Raw genomic sequence first — 18,731 nt, 5'->3', positions numbered from 1 at the left:
AGTGGCAAAAACATCGATGAAAATCAAGCAACAACGCGCGCCGAAGTTTAAAGTCCAAGCTTACACGCGTTGCGAACGTTGCGGCCGTCCGCATTCCGTATTGCAAAAATTCAAGATCTGCCGGATCTGTTTCCGCGAGTTGGCATATAAGGGCCAGATTCCTGGCGTTAAAAAAGCGAGCTGGTAATCAGCCTAGTTCGGGAAGGAGGTTTACCCCATGGTTATGTCTGATCCTATTGCAGATATGTTGACGCGCATTCGCAACGCGAATCTGGTGCGTCATGAGTCTGTGGAATTGCCTGCGTCTACGGTGAAGAAGCAAATTGCTGAAATCCTGAAGCGCGAAGGCTTTATCCGCGACGCCGAGTACGTCGAAGACAACAAGCAAGGCTTGATCCGCATTTTCCTGAAATACGGACCGAACAACGAGCGCGTTATCACGGGTCTTAAACGCATTAGCAAGCCAGGCTTGCGCGTTTATACGAAGTCGACCGAAGTGCCGCGTGTGTTGGGTGGCCTCGGAATCGCGATCATTTCCACATCCAAAGGCATCGTCACCGACAAGGAAGCCCGTCAAGGCAAATCCGGCGGCGAAGTTCTCTGCTACGTTTGGTAATTTAACTGTCACACGATTGGAGGTGTACCCATGTCCCGTATTGGACGCAAACCGATTCAGGTGCCTAACGGCGTGAACGTGAACCTGGACAACAACGTAATTACGATCAAAGGACCGAAAGGAACTTTGTCCCGCGCACTGCACGGAGATATGAAAGTTTCGTACGAGTCCGATGTCATTACCGTTGAACGTCCTTCCGATAACAAGCTTCACCGTGCGTTGCACGGAACGACTCGCAGCGTAGTGGCCAACATGGTCAGCGGCGTAACCGACGGTTATGCTAAAAACCTTGAGCTGGTCGGCGTAGGTTACCGTGCGAGCAAGTCCGGCGAGAAGCTGGTACTGAACGTCGGTTATTCCCACCCGGTTGAGTTCTTGCCTGAGAATGGCATTGAATTCGAAGTTCCGGCACAGAACAAGATTATCGTTAAGGGCATCAATAAAGAAGCCGTTGGCGAGATCGCTGCTAAAATTCGCGCCGTTCGTCCTCCCGAGCCTTACAAAGGCAAAGGAATCAAGTACGAAGGCGAGCGCATCCTTCGCAAAGAAGGTAAAGCAGGCAAGAAGAAATAAGACGCACGCGGCGGCCTAAGCGCCGCTGGGCGTTAATGAGATGAAGGGAGTGTAAATGCGGATGATTACTAAAGCCGATAAAAACAAGGCTCGTCTGAAAAGACACCTTCGGGTTCGTAAGAAAATCAGCGGGACAAGCGAACGTCCACGTCTGTCCGTGTTTCGTTCTTCCAAGCATATCTATGCTCAATTGATCGATGACGTTCAAGGCGTAACGCTGGCAAGCGCATCGACGGTCGACAAGGAGCTTGCAGGAATCGGAAACGGCGGCAACGTGGAAGCTGCACGCAAGGTTGGCGAATTGATCGCCAAGCGCGCGAAGGAAAAAGGACACGAGAATGTCGTGTTCGATCGCGGCGGTTACCTGTATCACGGACGTATTCAAGCACTGGCGGATGCTGCACGCGAAGCCGGTTTACAGTTTTAATTCACTTTTGACACAAGGAGGTAAACGACTTGCGTGTAGATCCGAACACATTGGAACTGACGGAGAAAATGGTGCAAATCAACCGTGTCTCCAAAGTCGTCAAGGGCGGACGTCGCTTTAGCTTCAGCGCACTCGTCGTTGTCGGAGACGGCAAAGGCTGGGTTGGCGCCGGCATCGGCAAAGCGTCCGAAGTTCCTGACGCGATTCGCAAAGGCGTCGACGACGCCAAGAAGAACTTGGTCTTCGTACCACTCGTTGGAACAACGATTCCACACGCCGTTACGGGAAGTTTCGGCGCCGGCAAAGTGTTGTTGAAACCAGCTTCGGAAGGTACGGGCGTTATCGCGGGCGGTCCTGTCCGGGCGGTGCTCGAACTGGCTGGAGTCGGCGATATTTTGACGAAATCGCTGGGATCCTCCAACTCCATTAACATGGTCAATGCGACGTTGGAAGGGTTATCCCGACTGAAACGCGCCGAAGACGTAGCGAAACTGCGCGGCAAAACCGTAGCAGAGCTATTCCGTTAAGGAGGGGAAACAGATGGCACAGCTTCAAATTACCCTCGTTCGTAGCTTGATCGGCCGTCCTGAGAATCAGCGTCAAACGGTGAAATCTCTGGGCCTGGGCAAGCTGCATTCGTCCGTAGTCAAGGAAGACAATGTCGCGATCCGCGGCATGATCAATACGGTCAGTCACTTGATCGAAGTTAAAGAAGTCTAAGATAAATACCAAGCATAAAAATCAAGGAGGTGCGACGTACGATGAAATTGCATGAGCTGTCTCCTAACGCAGGCTCCAAATCCACTCGTAAGCGGGTAGGACGCGGCGCCGGCAGCGGCCTCGGCAAAACGTCCGGTCGCGGTCACAAAGGGCAGAACGCTCGTTCCGGCGGCGGTGTGCGTCCCGGATTCGAGGGCGGACAAAACCCGTTGTACCGTCGGGTTCCTAAGCGCGGTTTCAACAACGATCGGTTTGCTACTGTATTCGCGATCGTCAATCTTGACCAGTTGAACCGTTTTGCGGCTGGAACGGAAGTAACGCCGGAACTGCTTCTGAGCGAAGGCATTCTGAAAAATCCGAAAGACGGAATTAAAATTCTGGGCAATGGCGATCTGAACGTGCAGCTGACTGTTAAAGCTCATAAGTTCTCTCAGTCTGCAGCAGAAAAAATTCAAGCCGCCGGCGGTAAAACCGAGGTGATCTAATGTTCGCGACCGTCACTAACATTTGGAAAGTTGAGGACCTTCGATCGAGGATCCTCTTCACCCTTTTCATCCTGTTAATCTACCGTATCGGTTCCTTCATCCCGGTCCCGAACATTAATAAAGACGTGCTGACGATGGCCGACCAATCGGGTGCCGACCTGTTCGGCCTTCTGAACACGTTCTCCGGCGGCGCGCTGTTCAATTTCTCCATCTTTGCTCTGGGGATTACGCCGTATATCACGGCGTCGATCATCGTTCAATTGCTTTCCATGGACGTCATTCCGAAGTTCTCGGAGTGGCAGAAGGAAGGCGAGAACGGCAAGCGCAAGCTCGCTCAGATCACTCGTTACGGAACGATTATTCTGGGGCTTATCCAAGCTTTCGCTACGGCAATCGGCTTTAACCGGATGTATGCTTATGAAATGGTCATCGATGCGAATGTGGCGACGTATCTTATGATTGCCATCGTATTGACGGCAGGTACCGCGTTCCTGATGTGGTTAGGCGAGCAGGTCAACGAAAAAGGCATCGGCAACGGTATCTCGATCTTGATCTTCGCGGCGATCGTCGCTTCTATCCCTAAACATATCCGCGATATCTACGAAAGCCAGTTCATCGATTCGAGCCAATTGTTCTTGAACATCGTGAAGATGCTCATCATCCTGCTCGTAATCATCCTGATTATCGCAGGCGTCATCTTCATCCAGCAAGGCGTGCGCAAGATTCCGGTTCAATACGCGAAACGGGTTGTCGGACAGAAGATGTACGGCGGCCAATCGACGCACATTCCGCTTAAAGTGAATGGCGCCGGCGTTATCCCGGTTATTTTCGCGGTATCGCTGCTGATGTTCCCGATCACGATCGCTCAATTCTGGGCGAACCAGACCTGGGCGCAATGGATCATTAGCCACTTGTACTACGACAAGCCGCTCGGCATGGTCCTGTACGTGCTTCTGATTATCGGATTTACGTTCTTCTACACGTTCGTTCAGTTCAACCCTCAACAGTTGGCGGATAACATGAAGAAGAACGGCGGCTACATTCCGGGCATTCGTCCTGGCAAGCCGACTGCAGGCTTCCTGACGCGGGTCATCACCCGCATCACGCTCGCAGGCGCGGTCTTCCTGGCTCTGATCTCGGTTCTGCCGGTATTCTTCGGCGCACTCGCAGATCTCCCGAAATCGGTTCAATTGGGCGGCACCTCGCTCCTGATCGTAATCGGGGTTGCTCTTGAGACGATGAAGCAAATCGAGAGCCAACTGATCAAACGCCACTACAAAGGGTTTATCAATAAGTAATCTACGAGACGGACAGGAGGAACAGCAATGAACATTTTGTTTATGGGGCCTCCTGGCGCCGGCAAAGGAACGCAAGCAGAGCGGATCGTCGAGCAATTCGGCATTCCGCACATCTCGACCGGTGATGCGTTTCGCTTAGCCATGAAGCAAGGCACGCCGCTGGGACAGAAGGCCAAGGAGTACGTCGACCAAGGCCTTCTCGTTCCGGACGAAGTGACGAACGGCATCGTGCGCGATCGTCTCGCCGCTGAAGACTGCACGGGCGGATTTCTGCTCGACGGTTTTCCGCGGACGATCGCCCAGGCCGAAGCGCTGGACGGCATGCTCGCCGAAATGGGTCGCAAGATCGACCATGTCATCAACCTCAAGGTGGACCGCGGTTTCTTGCTGGCCCGCTTGACCGGAAGACGGATTTGCAAAGCTTGCGGCACAACGTATCATATTGTTTTCAACCCTCCGAAGCAGGAAGGCATCTGCGACAAGGACGGGGGAGAGCTGTATCAGCGTTCCGACGATACGGAAGAGAAGGTGGGCACGCGTCTTGACGAGTACTCGAACAAGACGGCTCCGCTGCTGACGTATTACGGCGACAAAGGTTTGCTCCGCGAAGTAGACGGGGAGAAGGATATCGATGCGGTAACGGCCGATATTGCTTCCCTACTCAGAGGGTAATCGGCCATGATCGTGATCAAGTCCGAGAAAGAGTTGAACTTGATGCGGGAGGCGGGCCGGATCGTGGCGGAGACGCATCGCTTGATGAAGCAAGCGATCGTTCCCGGCGTGACGACCGCCGAACTCGATCGGATCGCGGACGCGTTCATTCGAAGCCAAGGCGCCGTTCCCTCTTTCAAAGGTTATAACGGTTTTCCGGCCAGTATATGCGCCTCCACGAACGAGGAACTCGTACACGGGTTTCCCGGACCGCGGAAGCTCGTAGAAGGCGACATCATCAGCATCGATATCGGCGCACAGTATCAAGGATATCACGGAGACTCCGCATGGACGTACGGAGTCGGCCAGATCAGCGATGAGGCGCAGAGACTGCTGGACGTGACCGAGGCTTCCCTCTTTGCGGGGCTTGCGTTGGTCCGCCCGGACGTCAGACTGTTTACGATCTCCCACGGAATTCAGAAGGTTATCGAAGACGCGGGTTTCTCCGTCGTCAGAGAATATGTCGGTCATGGCGTAGGCGCGGCTCTTCACGAGGAACCGCAAATTCCGAATTACGGAGCGCCGGATCGGGGACCAAGGCTGAAGCCGGGGATGACGCTCGCGATCGAACCCATGGTTAACGTGGGAGAACGCTACGTAAAGACTTTGTCCGACAATTGGACGGTCGTTACGGTGGACGGATCCTTGTGCGCGCATTTCGAGCATACGATTGCCGTGACCGATGACGGGTACGAAATACTGACCCGTGCGTAAAGCCAGGTGAAGGATATGACGGTAAACGTGAAGCTTGCGCCCGGCGACATCGTAAGAAGCCGGCGCGGAAAAGACGAAGGTGAGCTAGCGATCGTGATCGCACTCGTCGAGGAGCGAATCGCGCTCGTGGCCGACGGCGATAAACGCCGGTTCGATCGGCCCAAACGCAAAAACGTGCTGCATCTCGAACGGATCGGTATCCGAAGCGAGGAAGTCGCCAGCAGCATTCGCGACACTGGACGCGTAACCAACGCGAAGCTTCGGTACGCTATCGGTCAAATCGATCGGCTCATGGAGAGCGACAAGCGGGAGCAAGACGCCGCGACATCGCTATCGCTCGAAACGCATGCTGAAGAGAAAGGAGAATGACGGTGGCCAAAGAGGACGTCATTGAGGTAGAAGGAACAGTCATAGAGCCGTTGCCGAATGCCATGTTCAAGGTTGAGCTCGAGAACGGACATCAAATCCTTGCACATGTTTCCGGCAAGCTCCGGATGCATTTCATACGGATTCTGACGGGGGATAAAGTGGTTATCCAATTGTCACCCTATGATCTGACGCGCGGTCGTATCACTTACCGTAAATAAGTTCGTTTTCTATCCGTTCGCGCGACGAACGCTCGATCGCACGATCGTGATGACTGAACGCGACGTTTAGCGACGCGATCTATCAGTCACACTTTAAGGAGGGTATTATCATGAAGGTGAGACCTTCGGTCAAGCCGATTTGCGAAAAATGCAAAGTCATTCGCCGCAAAGGCAACGTGATGGTTATCTGCGAAAACCCGAAGCATAAACAAAAACAAGGCTAACGATAGAAGGAGGTGCCTCTAACTATGGCACGTATATCTGGTGTTGACCTCCCGCGCGACAAGCGTGTGGAAATCGCCCTGACGTACATCTTCGGAATTGGCAAGTCCACTTCCCAGAAGGTGCTGGCGTCCACTGGCGTCAATCCCGACACTCGCGTTCGTGATCTGACCGAAGACGAGCTCGCTCGTCTGCGCGAAACGATCGACAAAGAAGTGAAGGTCGAGGGCGACCTGCGTCGCGAAATTGCACTAAACATCAAACGGCTGATCGAAATCGGCTGCTATCGTGGCATCCGTCACCGCCGCGGTCTTCCGGTTCGCGGACAACGTTCGAAGACGAACGCTCGTACACGCAAAGGTCCGCGTCGTACGGTAGCGAACAAGAAGAAATAAGGGGGGATAACAAAACATGGCACAAAAGGGCAAGAAAGTCGTTCGTACCAAGCGTCGTGATCGGAAGAACATCGACTCCGGCGTGGCACATATCCGTTCCACGTTCAACAATACGATCGTTACGATTACGGATCCGCATGGTAACGCGGTTTCCTGGGCTAGCTCCGGTAACCTTGGCTTCAAGGGCTCCCGTAAGAGCACGCCGTTCGCGGCTCAGATGGCCGCCGAATCCGCAGCACGCGCTGCGATGGAACACGGCATGCGTTTGGTCGAAGTATCCGTTAAAGGTCCTGGCGCAGGCCGCGAAGCCGCGATTCGTTCGTTGCAAGCTGCCGGTCTTGAAGTCAGCATGATCCGAGACGTAACGCCGATCCCGCATAACGGTTGCCGTCCTCCGAAGCGCCGCCGCGTCTAACAACGTTGCTGTTGTGGTATCAAACAAGAACAACTTGAGAATAATGGTTGTAACGGTTAGGCATACTACACGGTTTACCCCATAAACATTGCTGAACCATTTCATTGGGTGAACAAAGGCAACGTCAGCGACGTTTTGAAGGAGGTTTTGGTTATGATAGTGATCGAGAAACCAAAAATCGATTCCGTGGAAATTCATGATGACAAGAGATACGGGCGTTTTGTCGTAGAGCCGCTCGAACGCGGCTACGGCATGACGCTCGGCAACTCTCTTCGCCGCATTCTGCTGTCGTCCTTGCCGGGCGCAGCCGTCGTATCGGTGCAGATTGACGGCGTCCTTCATGAATTTTCTACGATTCCGGGTGTTATCGAGGATGTAACGCAAATCATCCTCAATCTGAAGCGTCTGTCGCTGAAGATCCACTCGGACGAGGAGAAAGTGCTCGAGATCGATGCGGAAGGCGACGGCATCGTGACGGCCGGCGATATTCGCGCGGACAGCGACGTCGAAATTCTGAATCCGGATTTGCACATCGCGACTCTGGCTTCGGGAGCCCGGCTGCACATGCGCATTTTCGCTCGCGTAGGCCGCGGTTACGTCCCTTCGGATCGGAACAAGAAGGAAGATCAGCCGATCGGCGTCATTCCGGTCGATTCGATCTATACCCCAATTACCCGCGTCAACTATCAAGTCGAGAATACGCGTGTCGGTCAGGTCACCAACTACGACAAGCTTACGCTTGAAGTATGGACCGACGGCAGCATTCGGCCTGAAGAAGCGGTGAGCTTGGGCGCGAAAATTCTGACCGACCACCTCTCCTTGTTCGTAGGGCTTACGGACGAGGCTAAAGATACCGAGACGATGAAGGAAAAAGAAGAGGACAAGAAGGAAAAAGTGCTCGAGATGACTATCGAAGAGCTCGATCTCTCCGTCCGTTCTTACAACTGCCTGAAGCGCGCCGGCATCAACACCGTTCAAGAGCTGATCACGAAAACCGAAGAAGACATGATGAAGGTCCGCAACCTGGGCCGCAAGTCTTTGGAGGAAGTTCAAGAGAAGCTCGAAGAGCTCGGACTCGGCTTGCGCTTCGAGGAGTAGCATCGTTACCAGCAGCAAAGGAGGGAAAACAAAATGGCTTATCAAAAACTGAGTCGCGATTCCAGCGCGCGGAAAGCTTTGTTCCGCGATCTGACGACCGACCTGTTCCTGTACGAGCGTATTCAGACGACCGAGGCGAAAGCCAAGGAAGTTCGCTCGATCGCAGAACGTCTGATCACTTTGGCTAAGCGCGGCGACCTGCACGCTCGTCGTCAAGTGGCGGCGTTCGTTCGTCGTGAAACCCTGAATGGCGAGCAAGACGCCATCCAAAAACTGTTCTCCGAGCTCGCTACGCGTTACGCGGAGCGTCCGGGCGGATATACGCGCATTCTGAAGCTGGGACCTCGCCGCGGAGATTCGGCTCCGATGGTGTATCTCGAGCTGGTAGACCGCGCATAAGAGCGGAGCAAAGAAGGATGGCCCGAATCACGTATTCGGATCATCCTTTTTTTGTGGTTTGGAGGGGATCAAGTGCGCAATATCGCTCTTATCGTCAGCTATGACGGGACGGACTACTACGGATTTCAGAGCCAGCCGGGCGGCAATACGGTTCAGGACAAGCTCGAAGAAGCGATCGCCAAGCTGGCGGGAGAGCGCGTGCCTATTATGGGGTCCGGACGAACGGACGCCGGCGTGCACGCCAGATGCCAGGTCGTGAATTTCACAACGTCGTCGAGCATCCCGATCGAGCGCTGGGCTATCGCGCTGAATACGAGGCTGCCCGGAGACATCGTCGTTCAGAGCGCCTACCTCGTTCCGGACGAATTCCATGCCCGTCATCACGCCTTGAGCAAAACCTACCGGTACACGATCAATTGCAATCGGGTGCCCGACTTGTTCCGCAGGCGCTATGAATTCCATCATCCTACGCCGCTTGACGTAGAAGCGATGAGGGAGGGATTGGCGCATCTCATCGGCAAGCACGACTTCTCCACGTTTACGTCGCCCCTCTCCACGAAGCCGAACCATGTCCGCACCATTCTGAGGGCAAGCTTGGCGCTGGAGTCCAGGACGGAGGCGGACAGCCTGTATTCGAACCCGGTTTACAATCGAGAGTGGGACCAGCGGCAGCATCCGGGCAAATCGAGGGGAGTCATTCATCTCTACGTGACCGGCACGGGGTTTCTGTACAATATGGTTCGCATCATCGCCGGAACGTTGATCCAGGTCGGCGAAGGCAAGCGTTCTCCCGAGAACATAGCGGACATTCTCGCCGCCCGCGATCGGGCGTTGGCCGGACCGACGGCGATTCCCCAAGGCTTGTCGCTGTGGGAAGTCGTGTATGAGCATTTGCCGTCCGAAACGTAGCAAGACTTTTTTTGCAAATGTTTGCTTGCATATACGCCTGATTTCATGTACAATAGGCTTTGTGCTTTCTGCGTGGCTTCCCACGGCCCCAGCGCAGAAGTGTCGCGCTTTTTGGTGTGTTTGACGGAATCGGCCTCGTGCGGTTTCCAACATCCAAGTCGAACGCATCGTTGTATGGCAAGTCCCAACTAGAATAATGAATTTGTAACGAATGTAATTGACGTACCACATAAAGCAGGGAAATTACCGAAGGAGGATGTTTCATGCGTACAACTTACATGGCCAAACCGCTTGAAGTCGAGCGCAAATGGCATATCATCGACGCCGAAGGCAAAACTCTCGGTCGTCTGGCCAGCGAAGCCGCTACTCTGATCCGCGGCAAACACAAACCTGAATTCACTCCGCATGTCGATACGGGAGATTTCGTTATCGTCATCAACGCCGAGAAGATCGTTCTGACCGGCAAGAAGCTGCAACAGAAGAAATACTACACGCACTCCCACTATCCGGGCGGACTGAAAACGACGACCGCTCAGGAAATGCTGAACAGAAAGCCTGCCCGCATTATCGAATTGGCGGTATACGGCATGCTTCCTAAGAACAAGCTTGGACATCAGCTGCAAGGCAAGCTGAAAGTGTACGCAGGCAGCGAACATCCACATCAAGCCCAACAACCTGAAGTTTACGAACTTCGCGGATAATAAAAGGAGGACTTTCGAATGGCTCAAGTGCAATATTTAGGAACGGGTCGCCGCAAGCACTCCGTTGCGCGGGTTCGTCTCGTGCCGGGTGAAGGCCGCATCATTATCAACAAACGTGAAATCAACGATTACTTCGACGTAGAGACGTTGAAGCTGATCGTTAAGCAACCGTTGAACCTGACTGAAACGGGCAGCAAGTACGACGTTCTGGTCATCGCTCACGGCGGCGGTACTTCCGGCCAAGCCGGCGCAATCCGTCACGGCATCTCCCGCGCTCTTCTTAAAGCGGACCCGGAGCTTCGCTCCCCGCTGAAGAAAGCCGGATTCCTGACTCGCGATCCGCGCATGAAGGAACGTAAGAAATACGGCTTGAAAGCGGCTCGCCGCGCGCCTCAATTCTCCAAACGTTAATTTTATCTTCGCAACAAAGCCCTTGGCCCTTGGCGGCCAGGGGCTTTTCTGCATTTTTCGCAGCTTGCGTCAAGGATTCGCTTCCAAAAAAAGTTTAATCTATTTTGGATTGAAGTATTCCGACTGTCGGCGTATAATGGATGTATTCATACTTAAATACTAGGGTTTAAGTGGAGGTCATGAAGATGAACTTGATCGAAAAAGAAAATCTGATTCGCGTCAAAGCGGAAGAGTTCGAGAACGCATCTCCGGAGACCGTCATCGCGTGGGCGATCGAGACGTTCCCGAATATCACGTTCGCGTGCAGCTTCGGCGCTGAAGACGTCGTACTGGTGGATATGATCCAGAAGATCAGCCCTTCGACGGATATTTTCTATCTGGACACGGATTTTCACTTCAAAGAAACCTACGAGACGCGCGATCGCATTGCCGAGAGGTACAACCTGAAATTCGTCGAGGTCAAATCCAAGCTGACGCCGGAAGAGCAAGAAGAGAAATACGGCGCCGAGCTGTGGAAGAGCGATCCTACCGGCTGCTGCAACCTTCGTAAAGTCGAGCCGCTGACTCGGATTTTGTCTCAGTACGAAGCGTGGATTACCGGCATTCGCCGCGACCAGGCGCCTACCCGCGCGAACGCGAAGAAGGTGGAGTACGACACCAAGTTCGGACTGGTCAAGTTCAACCCGATTGCCTCCTGGACGACGGAAGACGTATGGGCCTACATTCGGGAGAACGATCTGATTTACAACCCGCTGCACGATCAGAACTTCCCGAGCATCGGCTGCGAATACTGCACGAAGCCGGTCATGCCCGGCGAAGACCCTCGGTCCGGACGTTGGGCCGGCAACGAGAAGACGGAATGCGGTCTGCATAAATAAGAAGGTACGGAAATTTATCGCTTAACGAAGGAGCTACTCAGAAGATGAGCGCAATTTTGCCGCATGGCGGAACATTGATTAACCGGGTAGTCGAAGGACAGGAGCGCGAAGCTCTGCTGGCCCAGGCGGCCGACTGGGTGTCCATCCCTGTCAACGCTTGGACGATCTCCGACCTCGACCTGATCGGCGTCGGGGCGTTCAGCCCGCTGACGGGATTTATGAACGAAGACGATTATCTGTCGGTCGTGAACGATATGAAGCTGACCAGCGGCGCGATCTGGAGCATTCCGATTACGCTGGCGGTATCCGAAGACTACGCGAAGAAGCTGTCCGTCGGCCAGAAAGCCGCCCTCGTGGGAGAGAACGACGGCGTCGTATACGGCGTGATCGACGTGGAGAGCATCTACAAGGTGGATAAGCGGCATGAGGCTGTACAGGTGTTCAAGACGGACGACATGGAGCACCCGGGCGTCGTGAAGCTGTTCGACCGTCCGGACACCTATATCGGAGGATCGGTTCAAGTGCTGAACCGTCCCGTTCCGGAGAAGTTTAACGAGTTTTATTTCGACCCGTCGGAAACCCGGCGCATCTTCGCGGAGAAAGGATGGAAGACCGTCGTCGGCTTCCAGACCCGCAATCCGGTGCACAGAGCGCATGAGTATATTCAGAAAGCGGCGATGGAGATCGTCGACGGCCTGTTCCTGAATCCTCTCGTCGGCGAGACGAAGTCGGATGACGTTCCGGCCAATGTGAGAATGAAGAGCTACCTCGCCCTGCTGGAAAACTATTATCCTCAAGATCGGGTTTTCCTGGGCGTGTTCCCGGCAGCTATGCGTTACGCGGGGCCGCGCGAAGCGATCTTCCATGCGCTCGTGCGCAAAAACTACGGCTGCACCCATTTCATCGTCGGCCGGGATCATGCGGGCGTAGGCGATTACTACGGCACGTATGAGGCGCAGGAGCTGCTGAAGTCGTTTGCTTCGGAGCAATTGGGCATCACGCCGCTCTACTTCGAGCACAGCTTCTTCTGCACGAAATGCGGCAATATGGCGTCCAGCAAAACTTGCCCGCACGGCAAGGAAGACCATCTGACACTGTCCGGCACGAAGGTTCGCGCGCTGCTGCGCGACGGAATTTGCCCGCCGCCGGAGTTCTCCCGTCCGGAAGTGGCGGCGATTCTGATCGAAGGAATGGCCGAAGCGAGCAAAAGCTACTCGATCTAATTCATAAAAATCCACCTTGTCCCATAAGATGTAGGGAGCTTTCCCTGGGACGAGGTGGATTTATTTTGTTAAACGGACATCGTAAATCATGGCTTCACATGCTGAAGGGGCGCAAGCGGCTGGTCGTCTGGATGACGAGGCAGGCTCTGCTGCGGCTTGGAATCGTCGTCTGCTTGATCGCCTTGACCGCGACTCTGTTCCTGAGCGAAATTCCGTCGTCGCGTACGTGGACGCATTGGACCTTGCCGCTGTCAGGCAAGGTGATCGCGCTGGACGCCGGACACGGAGGGGCGGACGGAGGGGCGATCAGCCGGGACGGAGTCATCGAGAAGGACCTGAATCTGGCGATCGTGCTTTATCTGAGAGACTATCTGCAGCAGGCTGGAGCTCTGGTGCTCCTGACGCGGGAGGGCGATTACGATCTGGCGCAGCCCGATACGAAGGGCTATTCCCGCCGCAAGACGGAGGATCTGCTGCGCAGAGCCGATCAGGTGAGCAAGCAGCAAGCCGATCTGACCGTCAGCATCCATATGAACAGCATCCCGTCGCCCAGATGGTCCGGCGCCCAAACGTTCTATTCGGCCAATAACGCGGAGGGGAAACGGCTGGCGTCGGACATTCAGACCGAGCTGCGGAACGTGCTGGGCAACACGCAGCGGATCGCCAAGCGGGCCGATACGGTGTATCTGCTCAAGACGCTCAAGATGCCGACGGCGCTCGTCGAGGTCGGATTTCTGTCGCATCCGGAAGAGGCCAGTCTGCTTGCCGACGAAGAGTATCAGAGGAAGGTGGCCGCCTCTATCTACCGCGGAATTCTGAAATTCGCGTCCGAACAGCCGGAATCCTCGCCGCAGTCCGGTGAATCGGGCAAGCCTGTGCTATAATGGCTATAGTAAAGGCATGCAATACTAAGTGATGGAGGTCGACTTGTGGTCACTAAGGAAAATGTACTGGAGGCTCTGCAGCCCGTGCTTGAGCCTACGCTTAAACGGGGCTTAACGGCGCTGGGGCTGATTCGAGATATGATGATTCGGGAAGCGTCCGTCTCGCTGACCGTCGTGCTTCATCCGGACAGCATGGGACAGGCCGCCGGCGTGGAGCAGGACGTCGTTAACGCGCTCTCTGGCCTGATCGAAGGCAAGCCTCATATTCGCATTCGCGCGATGACGGAGCGCGAGCAGGCGGAAGCGCAGGGCGGCCAGGGGGAGGCGGGTTCCGCGTCCGCGGGTTCACAGGCGAAAGCGCAGGAAGCGCCGGTCAGAGGACACGGAGCAGGTCTGGAGCGGCACACGATTCTTCACCCGGAGAGCGGCGTAGAGTTCATCGCGATCGCCAGCGGCAAAGGCGGCGTGGGCAAGTCGACCGTTACGGTGAATCTGGCGGTCGCCCTGGCGCGCCAAGGCAAGCGCGTGGGCTTGATCGACAGCGATATCTACGGGTTCAGCGTGCCGGATATGATGGGGATCGAAGAGCGTCCGGTGCAGGTCGGAGACAAGATCAAACCGATCGAGCGCTTCGGAGTGAAGGTCATCTCGATGGGGTTCTTCGTCGAAGACAACAGCCCGATCGTATGGCGCGGCCCGATGCTTGGGAAGATGCTGCGCAACTTCTTCGCCGAGATCGACTGGGGCGAGCTCGATTACTTGCTGCTCGACTTGCCGCCGGGAACGGGAGACGTAGCGCTCGACGTCCATCAGATGATCCCTCAGAGCAAGGAGATCATCGTAACGACGCCGCACGCGACGGCCGCTTTCGTCGCGGCCCGCGCCGGGGCGATGGCGATCAAGACGAATCACGAGATCATCGGCGTCGTCGAAAACATGTCTTATTTCGAGAGCAAAGCGACGGGGGAGAGGGAGTACGTATTCGGCCGGGGAGGCGGAGGCAAGCTGGCCGAGACGCTGGGCACCGACTTGCTGGCGCAGTTCCCGCTTGGGGCTCCCGACAACCACCCCGCCGAACCCGACTTCTCTCCGTCGGTCTACAAAGCCGATTCGGAGATCGGGCGGGAGTACCTCGCTCTGGCGCAAACGATCATCGAACGCTGCGGTAAATAAACGAAGAGAAGGGCTGCTCCTCTCGGCGATTGGCGCCGATCAGGAACAGCCCTTTTTCTCCATTACGACTCGCTTTCGCCGCCGCCCTCGCCTTCCGACTCACCCTCGCCGCCTTCGCCTTCTCCGCTTTCCTCGCCGCCGCCTTCTCCGCCTTCCTCCTTCTTTTCCTCTTTTTTCTGAGGCTTAGGAGTCAGCTCTTCCTTCACGACGCTTTGCAGCAGCTTCATGATCTCCAGCTTGAACAGCGGATTCTGCATCTGCTCGGTGACCGAACCCATGATCACTTTGCGGACGTCGGGATTTTTCATCGAATCGCTAAGGACTTTCGCCATTTCCGGCGTCTTAAACATATCTACGAGTTCCTTCTGATAAGACGGATCCTTCATCAAGTCCTTATGAATCTGCTTGTTGTCCTTGCTGACCGCTTTGGCGAATTCTCCCGCGAACTTGGGGTCGCGCATAATGCTTTCCAGTACGGTGGAATATTCCGGCGCGGTCAGGACGTCCTTGACGGCCAATCTGACCTGAGCCTGATCCGAAGGGGTCATGCTTTTCATCTGCAGCGTGCTTTCGCCGTATTGAGCGGTGGAGGCTTTCTCCATCGCCTTCTGGGCTTCTTCGGAACCGAGGATGTCAATGACCATCGATTTGACTTCTTTGTAGCTGACTTGTCCGCCGCCTCCGCCTCCGGACTCCTGACCGCAAGACGTCAACAGGAGGGAAGCGCCAAGCAGACATCCGAACCATCGCAAGCGATATCGCATACCGACCACTCCCATCATAGGGTTTATGGCTGTAGTATGCTTCGACAACCTTGTGAATATAAGGAGTTGTTCATGGCTTTTTAGCTTGTTCATGGTAAAATGTAAGTTGATCACTTAGAGGAGGTTTCCGGACTTGAGCTTACGCAAATGGATGAAATTATTCGGCATGACGATTCTGATCGGTGCCATCGTTACTGTAGTCGGAAGCGTGTGCATTCAATTGTTCAATCCCGACTTTCGCAACGTCGAGGCGAGCGGGTGGCTGTCTTACGTGCTGATGATGGCACTGATCGGAATGACTTTCGGCGCTTTCGCGCATATGGGCTTTTTCGCATATATGATGTTGAATTATATCGCGCGCAGCATTTTCAAGCGTCCTTATTATTGGGTGGCGATTCAAGGGTTTGTGGCATTATTCGTTCTGATCGAGATCGGCTATTGGACATACGACTCGAATTTTCCGACGATGACGTTCTGGGTCGTTCCGCTGGCTCTGTTGGCCGGTTCGGCGCTGGTCGCATGGTTTAAGGTCAGTCAGACGTCCGGCGGAGCCTGGATTCCGACGATCTTCTTCATGGTCGCGATCACCGTGCTCGAATCGATTCCCGCGTTCAGAACGGGCGATATCTCTTCGCTGCTGTACCAGCTGATTCCGCTGTTCATCTGCAACGGATACCAGATCATGCAATTGCACAAAATATTGGGCCAACGCGCCGAAGCTCAGCCTGTCGCAGCGCCCGCTAAATAAAGTACGGGGAAGCGAGCTCGTTCCAGGCGGAACGGTCCTGCACGACTTTGCTCTTCGTCTCCGTCTGGTTGATCAGCTGGGATACGGTTACGAATTCGTATCCTTTGGCGCGCAATTGGTCGATGATGACCGGCAGCGCCTCGTGCGTCTGCTTGCTGGAGTCGCTGGCGTGCAGCAGGACGATATCGCCTTCGTGAGCGCTCTCGACGACCCGGTTCACGATCGTATCCACCCCGGGGTTTTTCCAATCCAAGGAATCGGTATCCCACTGAATGACTTTATAATTGAGCTCGTCGGCGATGCGCAGCACGCGCTTGTCGAAATCTCCATTAGGAAGTCGGATCAGCGTAGGGGACTTGCCGGTAGCCTCCCGCAAAATGCCGTCCGCTATCGTAATTTGCCGGCGAATTTCCTCGTCGCTGTATTGACTGTAGTTATCGTGCTTATGGCCGTGGCTGCCGATCTCGTAACCGGCCTCCGCGATCTTTTTGACGAGGTCGGGATGGGCTTTGCTCCAAGGTGAAGACAGGAAAAAGGTGACGTTCTGCACGTTCTTCGCCTTAAGCACCTCAATAATCGGTTCGGCCCGCTTCTCTCCCCAGCTGATGTCGAACGTCAGCGCAATCACTTTGCGGTCCGTCGGCACGTTGTACACGGCAGCCGGGGGATGGGGAGCGAAGACGCTCAGATTGTTTTTCTCGACCCAAATGACGGCTATGGATAGAATGGCCGCCACGGTCAGAAAAAATGCTTTTTTAATGCGCCGTCCGTTAAATACGAAAAAATGATTCATGGATTCGATCGGCTCCTTTCCGGAGTGGGGTGGTCTAACGGCTTGGCCTTCGCGTATATCACGGACTAGCCGCCGACTTGGATACTATCAATGTATGCTTGACCCATAGAGATATTCATATAGCGGCAGTTCGAAAAGCCCGCTTTTGATCACGCACGTTGAGAATGGTCGATTAGTAGGCCGAATGGGGGAAGGTTATGTTTACGCGCGCAGGACTGCTGCTTACATGGAAGGAAATTCGTCCGTATTTCATATTCTCGATCATTTTGTTTTTCGCCGGAATGGTCATCGGGGGAACGCCGAATGCGCCAACGGAATATCTGGAGCAGCAGATGAAGGGGCTCGAAGGCATCTCGAATTCGATCCGCACATCCGACAATCCGGAATGGACGGCTTTCCTGCTCATCACCGCGAACAACATTCTTAAGACGATTATGGCGATGGGATTCGGGATCGTGGCCGGCTTGATGCCGATCTCCATGCTGGTGCTCAACGGAATGATCCTGGGCTACTTGTTGTCGGGCTTCTCCGCGAGCGGGGAGAACGTATTCATGCTTGTCGTAAAAGGGTTGCTTCCGCACGGGATTCTGGAGCTGTCTGCGGTATTTCTGGCGTGCGCGTTCGGGATCAGATTCGGTTTGACTCTGCTCGGGGGGATTTTCGGGTCCGCCTTCGGGAGGAAAGAGCCTTGGCAGCCGTTCGTTCGGACGGCGACGGGGTCGGTGCCGGCATTGATTGTTATCGTCGTATTTCTGCTGCTTGGGGCGGTCGTAGAGAGCACGATCACTTATTGGCTAATGAAGCCTTAACGCCGAGTCGAGCGAATTCCATGAGCCGATGTCATAAAGTTGCCAGAAAAGGAGCATAACAGTAGAACACGCCGGAGCGTTCCCAACGAGGTCATCGCAGTGCGAAAGTTCCGGCCCTCTAAGCTGCTTAATCACGGGAGGATTCGCGCTCTATGCTCGGTATGATGTTTACGGACAAGGAATGCAAGGAATTCGACTATTTGCTCCGCAAGGAGATGGACGAGATGCTGCTCGATATGAGCGATCGCCGGTTGGACGGACCGGTGAAGGACGCCATTACAAGGCGGTATAAGATCATCTTCCGCATGTACGCCCGTATCGCTCCGCCGCGGGAATTATCCCGGTATGCGCTGGGTCTGAAGCCGAAAAGCCATAAATCTTGAGAAAATCGAATTTAAGGCTTGACCGGCATGGGCGATCTGTGATAAATTAGCTTTCGCCCCGCTTTTGAGGGGACGAGCTGACAAGCTTCGAAATGGCGGCCAAAAAGATGTTTGAAAAAAAGTGTTGCCAAGAGGTAGTCAGTTGTGATACATTATAAAGGTCGCTGTTAACGCGGTGACGAAATAAAGAAACACCGATTGTTCTTTGAAAACTGAACATTGAGCGTAAGAAACAACAAGCAATACCAGTTGTAAATCATGAGCCTCAAAGGCTCTGTGATTAAGAAGCTTCGGCTTCAACTTTCATGGAGAGTTTGATCCTGGCTCAGGACGAACGCTGGCGGCGTGCCTAATACATGCAAGTCGAGCGGAGTTAGGAGGGAGCTTGCTCCCAA

The 18,731-nt window shown here is 54.6% G+C and carries 29 protein-coding genes and 1 rRNA gene; 28 read left to right on the top strand and 2 right to left on the bottom strand.

The window, feature by feature from the left end; genetic code table 11:
- Position 1 precedes the first annotated feature (1 nt).
- From B0G52_RS32590 to B0G52_RS32475, 24 genes are all read left to right on the top strand, one after another.
- Positions 2-187 (top strand): type Z 30S ribosomal protein S14, encoded by a 186-nt coding sequence (locus B0G52_RS32590; protein ID WP_027087364.1) that lies wholly within the window; start codon positions 2-4, stop codon positions 185-187.
- A 30-nt stretch (positions 188-217) separates the two neighbouring features.
- Positions 218-616: a 30S ribosomal protein S8 gene (gene rpsH, locus B0G52_RS32585; RefSeq protein ID WP_094050615.1), complete on the top strand. Its 399-nt coding sequence runs from the start codon at positions 218-220 to the stop codon at positions 614-616.
- 30 nt (positions 617-646) lie between these two features.
- On the top strand, positions 647-1,189 hold the full coding sequence (rplF, locus tag B0G52_RS32580) for a 50S ribosomal protein L6 (protein WP_094050614.1): 543 nt from the start codon (positions 647-649) through the stop codon (positions 1,187-1,189).
- A 61-nt stretch (positions 1,190-1,250) separates the two neighbouring features.
- Entirely contained in the window at positions 1,251-1,616 is a 366-nt protein-coding gene (rplR, locus tag B0G52_RS32575; RefSeq protein WP_094050675.1) for a 50S ribosomal protein L18, read from the top strand.
- Positions 1,617-1,645: 29 nt separating this feature from the next.
- Positions 1,646-2,143 carry a 30S ribosomal protein S5 gene (gene rpsE, locus B0G52_RS32570; protein WP_094050613.1) on the top strand — a complete coding sequence of 166 codons (498 nt, stop codon included), beginning with the start codon at positions 1,646-1,648 and terminating at the stop codon, positions 2,141-2,143.
- A gap of 13 nt (positions 2,144-2,156) precedes the next feature.
- Positions 2,157-2,336: a 50S ribosomal protein L30 gene (gene rpmD / locus B0G52_RS32565; protein ID WP_094050612.1), complete on the top strand. Its 180-nt coding sequence runs from the start codon at positions 2,157-2,159 to the stop codon at positions 2,334-2,336.
- Between the two features lie 41 nt (positions 2,337-2,377).
- Complete coding sequence (gene rplO / locus B0G52_RS32560; protein WP_094050611.1) at positions 2,378-2,821, top strand: 50S ribosomal protein L15; 444 nt, start codon at positions 2,378-2,380, stop codon at positions 2,819-2,821.
- On the top strand, positions 2,821-4,119 hold the full coding sequence (secY, locus tag B0G52_RS32555) for a preprotein translocase subunit SecY (protein ID WP_094050610.1): 1,299 nt from the start codon (positions 2,821-2,823) through the stop codon (positions 4,117-4,119). The genes rplO and secY overlap by 1 nt, the downstream gene beginning before the upstream one ends.
- Before the next feature lie 27 nt (positions 4,120-4,146).
- A complete protein-coding gene (locus B0G52_RS32550) occupies positions 4,147-4,791 on the top strand; it encodes an adenylate kinase (RefSeq protein WP_094050609.1) in 645 nt (214 codons plus the stop codon).
- A 6-nt stretch (positions 4,792-4,797) separates the two neighbouring features.
- Positions 4,798-5,544: a type I methionyl aminopeptidase gene (map, locus tag B0G52_RS32545; protein WP_094050608.1), complete on the top strand. Its 747-nt coding sequence runs from the start codon at positions 4,798-4,800 to the stop codon at positions 5,542-5,544.
- Positions 5,545-5,559: 15 nt separating this feature from the next.
- Complete coding sequence (locus tag B0G52_RS32540) at positions 5,560-5,913, top strand: KOW domain-containing RNA-binding protein (RefSeq protein ID WP_094050607.1); 354 nt, start codon at positions 5,560-5,562, stop codon at positions 5,911-5,913.
- Positions 5,914-5,915: 2 nt separating this feature from the next.
- A complete protein-coding gene (gene infA, locus B0G52_RS32535) occupies positions 5,916-6,131 on the top strand; it encodes a translation initiation factor IF-1 (protein ID WP_035121186.1) in 216 nt (71 codons plus the stop codon).
- 110 nt (positions 6,132-6,241) lie between these two features.
- The gene (gene rpmJ / locus B0G52_RS32530) at positions 6,242-6,355 is read left to right on the top strand and encodes a 50S ribosomal protein L36 (RefSeq protein ID WP_003333770.1); all 114 of its coding nucleotides are present in this window, start codon (positions 6,242-6,244) and stop codon (positions 6,353-6,355) included.
- Between the two features lie 24 nt (positions 6,356-6,379).
- Complete coding sequence (gene rpsM, locus B0G52_RS32525) at positions 6,380-6,748, top strand: 30S ribosomal protein S13 (RefSeq protein WP_094050606.1); 369 nt, start codon at positions 6,380-6,382, stop codon at positions 6,746-6,748.
- 16 nt (positions 6,749-6,764) lie between these two features.
- Positions 6,765-7,163 (top strand): 30S ribosomal protein S11, encoded by a 399-nt coding sequence (rpsK, locus tag B0G52_RS32520; RefSeq protein ID WP_094050605.1) that lies wholly within the window; start codon positions 6,765-6,767, stop codon positions 7,161-7,163.
- Between the two features lie 153 nt (positions 7,164-7,316).
- A complete protein-coding gene (locus B0G52_RS32515) occupies positions 7,317-8,261 on the top strand; it encodes a DNA-directed RNA polymerase subunit alpha (RefSeq protein WP_094050604.1) in 945 nt (314 codons plus the stop codon).
- A gap of 33 nt (positions 8,262-8,294) precedes the next feature.
- Positions 8,295-8,660, top strand: coding sequence for a 50S ribosomal protein L17 (gene rplQ, locus B0G52_RS32510; protein WP_094050603.1), 366 nt, complete (start codon positions 8,295-8,297; stop codon positions 8,658-8,660).
- Between the two features lie 72 nt (positions 8,661-8,732).
- Positions 8,733-9,569 (top strand): tRNA pseudouridine(38-40) synthase TruA, encoded by an 837-nt coding sequence (truA, locus tag B0G52_RS32505; protein ID WP_094050602.1) that lies wholly within the window; start codon positions 8,733-8,735, stop codon positions 9,567-9,569.
- A 263-nt stretch (positions 9,570-9,832) separates the two neighbouring features.
- Positions 9,833-10,270: a 50S ribosomal protein L13 gene (rplM, locus tag B0G52_RS32500; protein WP_094050601.1), complete on the top strand. Its 438-nt coding sequence runs from the start codon at positions 9,833-9,835 to the stop codon at positions 10,268-10,270.
- Between the two features lie 18 nt (positions 10,271-10,288).
- Positions 10,289-10,681: a 30S ribosomal protein S9 gene (gene rpsI / locus B0G52_RS32495; protein WP_094050600.1), complete on the top strand. Its 393-nt coding sequence runs from the start codon at positions 10,289-10,291 to the stop codon at positions 10,679-10,681.
- 185 nt (positions 10,682-10,866) lie between these two features.
- Positions 10,867-11,559, top strand: a complete 693-nt coding sequence (locus B0G52_RS32490) for a phosphoadenylyl-sulfate reductase (protein ID WP_094050599.1) — start codon at positions 10,867-10,869, stop codon at positions 11,557-11,559.
- A 44-nt stretch (positions 11,560-11,603) separates the two neighbouring features.
- Positions 11,604-12,782: a sulfate adenylyltransferase gene (gene sat, locus B0G52_RS32485; RefSeq protein ID WP_094050598.1), complete on the top strand. Its 1,179-nt coding sequence runs from the start codon at positions 11,604-11,606 to the stop codon at positions 12,780-12,782.
- Between the two features lie 98 nt (positions 12,783-12,880).
- Entirely contained in the window at positions 12,881-13,666 is a 786-nt protein-coding gene (cwlD, locus tag B0G52_RS32480) for an N-acetylmuramoyl-L-alanine amidase CwlD (RefSeq protein ID WP_094050674.1), read from the top strand.
- 45 nt (positions 13,667-13,711) lie between these two features.
- Positions 13,712-14,839 (top strand): P-loop NTPase, encoded by a 1,128-nt coding sequence (locus tag B0G52_RS32475; RefSeq protein WP_094050597.1) that lies wholly within the window; start codon positions 13,712-13,714, stop codon positions 14,837-14,839.
- A gap of 62 nt (positions 14,840-14,901) precedes the next feature.
- Here the strand turns inward: B0G52_RS32475 and gerD are convergent, their stop codons facing one another.
- Entirely contained in the window at positions 14,902-15,603 is a 702-nt protein-coding gene (gene gerD, locus B0G52_RS32470) for a spore germination lipoprotein GerD (RefSeq protein WP_094050596.1), read from the bottom strand.
- Positions 15,604-15,736: 133 nt separating this feature from the next.
- Here gerD and B0G52_RS32465 point away from each other — a divergent pair, with 133 nt between their 5' ends.
- The gene (locus B0G52_RS32465) at positions 15,737-16,351 is read left to right on the top strand and encodes a KinB-signaling pathway activation protein (protein WP_094050595.1); all 615 of its coding nucleotides are present in this window, start codon (positions 15,737-15,739) and stop codon (positions 16,349-16,351) included.
- Here B0G52_RS32465 and pdaB read toward each other — a convergent pair.
- Positions 16,344-17,144 (bottom strand): polysaccharide deacetylase family sporulation protein PdaB, encoded by an 801-nt coding sequence (gene pdaB, locus B0G52_RS32460; protein WP_094050594.1) that lies wholly within the window; start codon positions 17,142-17,144, stop codon positions 16,344-16,346. The genes B0G52_RS32465 and pdaB overlap by 8 nt on opposite strands.
- A 197-nt stretch (positions 17,145-17,341) precedes the next feature.
- Between pdaB and B0G52_RS32455 the strand changes: the two genes are divergently transcribed.
- The 3 genes from B0G52_RS32455 to B0G52_RS32445 form a co-directional block, all read left to right on the top strand.
- Positions 17,342-17,953 (top strand): stage II sporulation protein M, encoded by a 612-nt coding sequence (locus B0G52_RS32455; RefSeq protein WP_094050593.1) that lies wholly within the window; start codon positions 17,342-17,344, stop codon positions 17,951-17,953.
- Positions 17,954-18,105: 152 nt separating this feature from the next.
- A complete protein-coding gene (locus B0G52_RS32450; protein ID WP_094050592.1) occupies positions 18,106-18,336 on the top strand; it encodes a hypothetical protein in 231 nt (76 codons plus the stop codon).
- A 302-nt stretch (positions 18,337-18,638) separates the two neighbouring features.
- Positions 18,639-18,731, top strand: a 16S ribosomal RNA gene (locus B0G52_RS32445); the annotation flags it as partial.

This window comes from Cohnella sp. SGD-V74 (assembly GCF_003001675.1).
Lineage (GTDB): Bacteria > Bacillota > Bacilli > Paenibacillales > Paenibacillaceae > Cohnella.
Note: the sequence above shows the minus strand (reverse complement) of the source record. Positions and strands in the feature narration are given on the sequence as shown.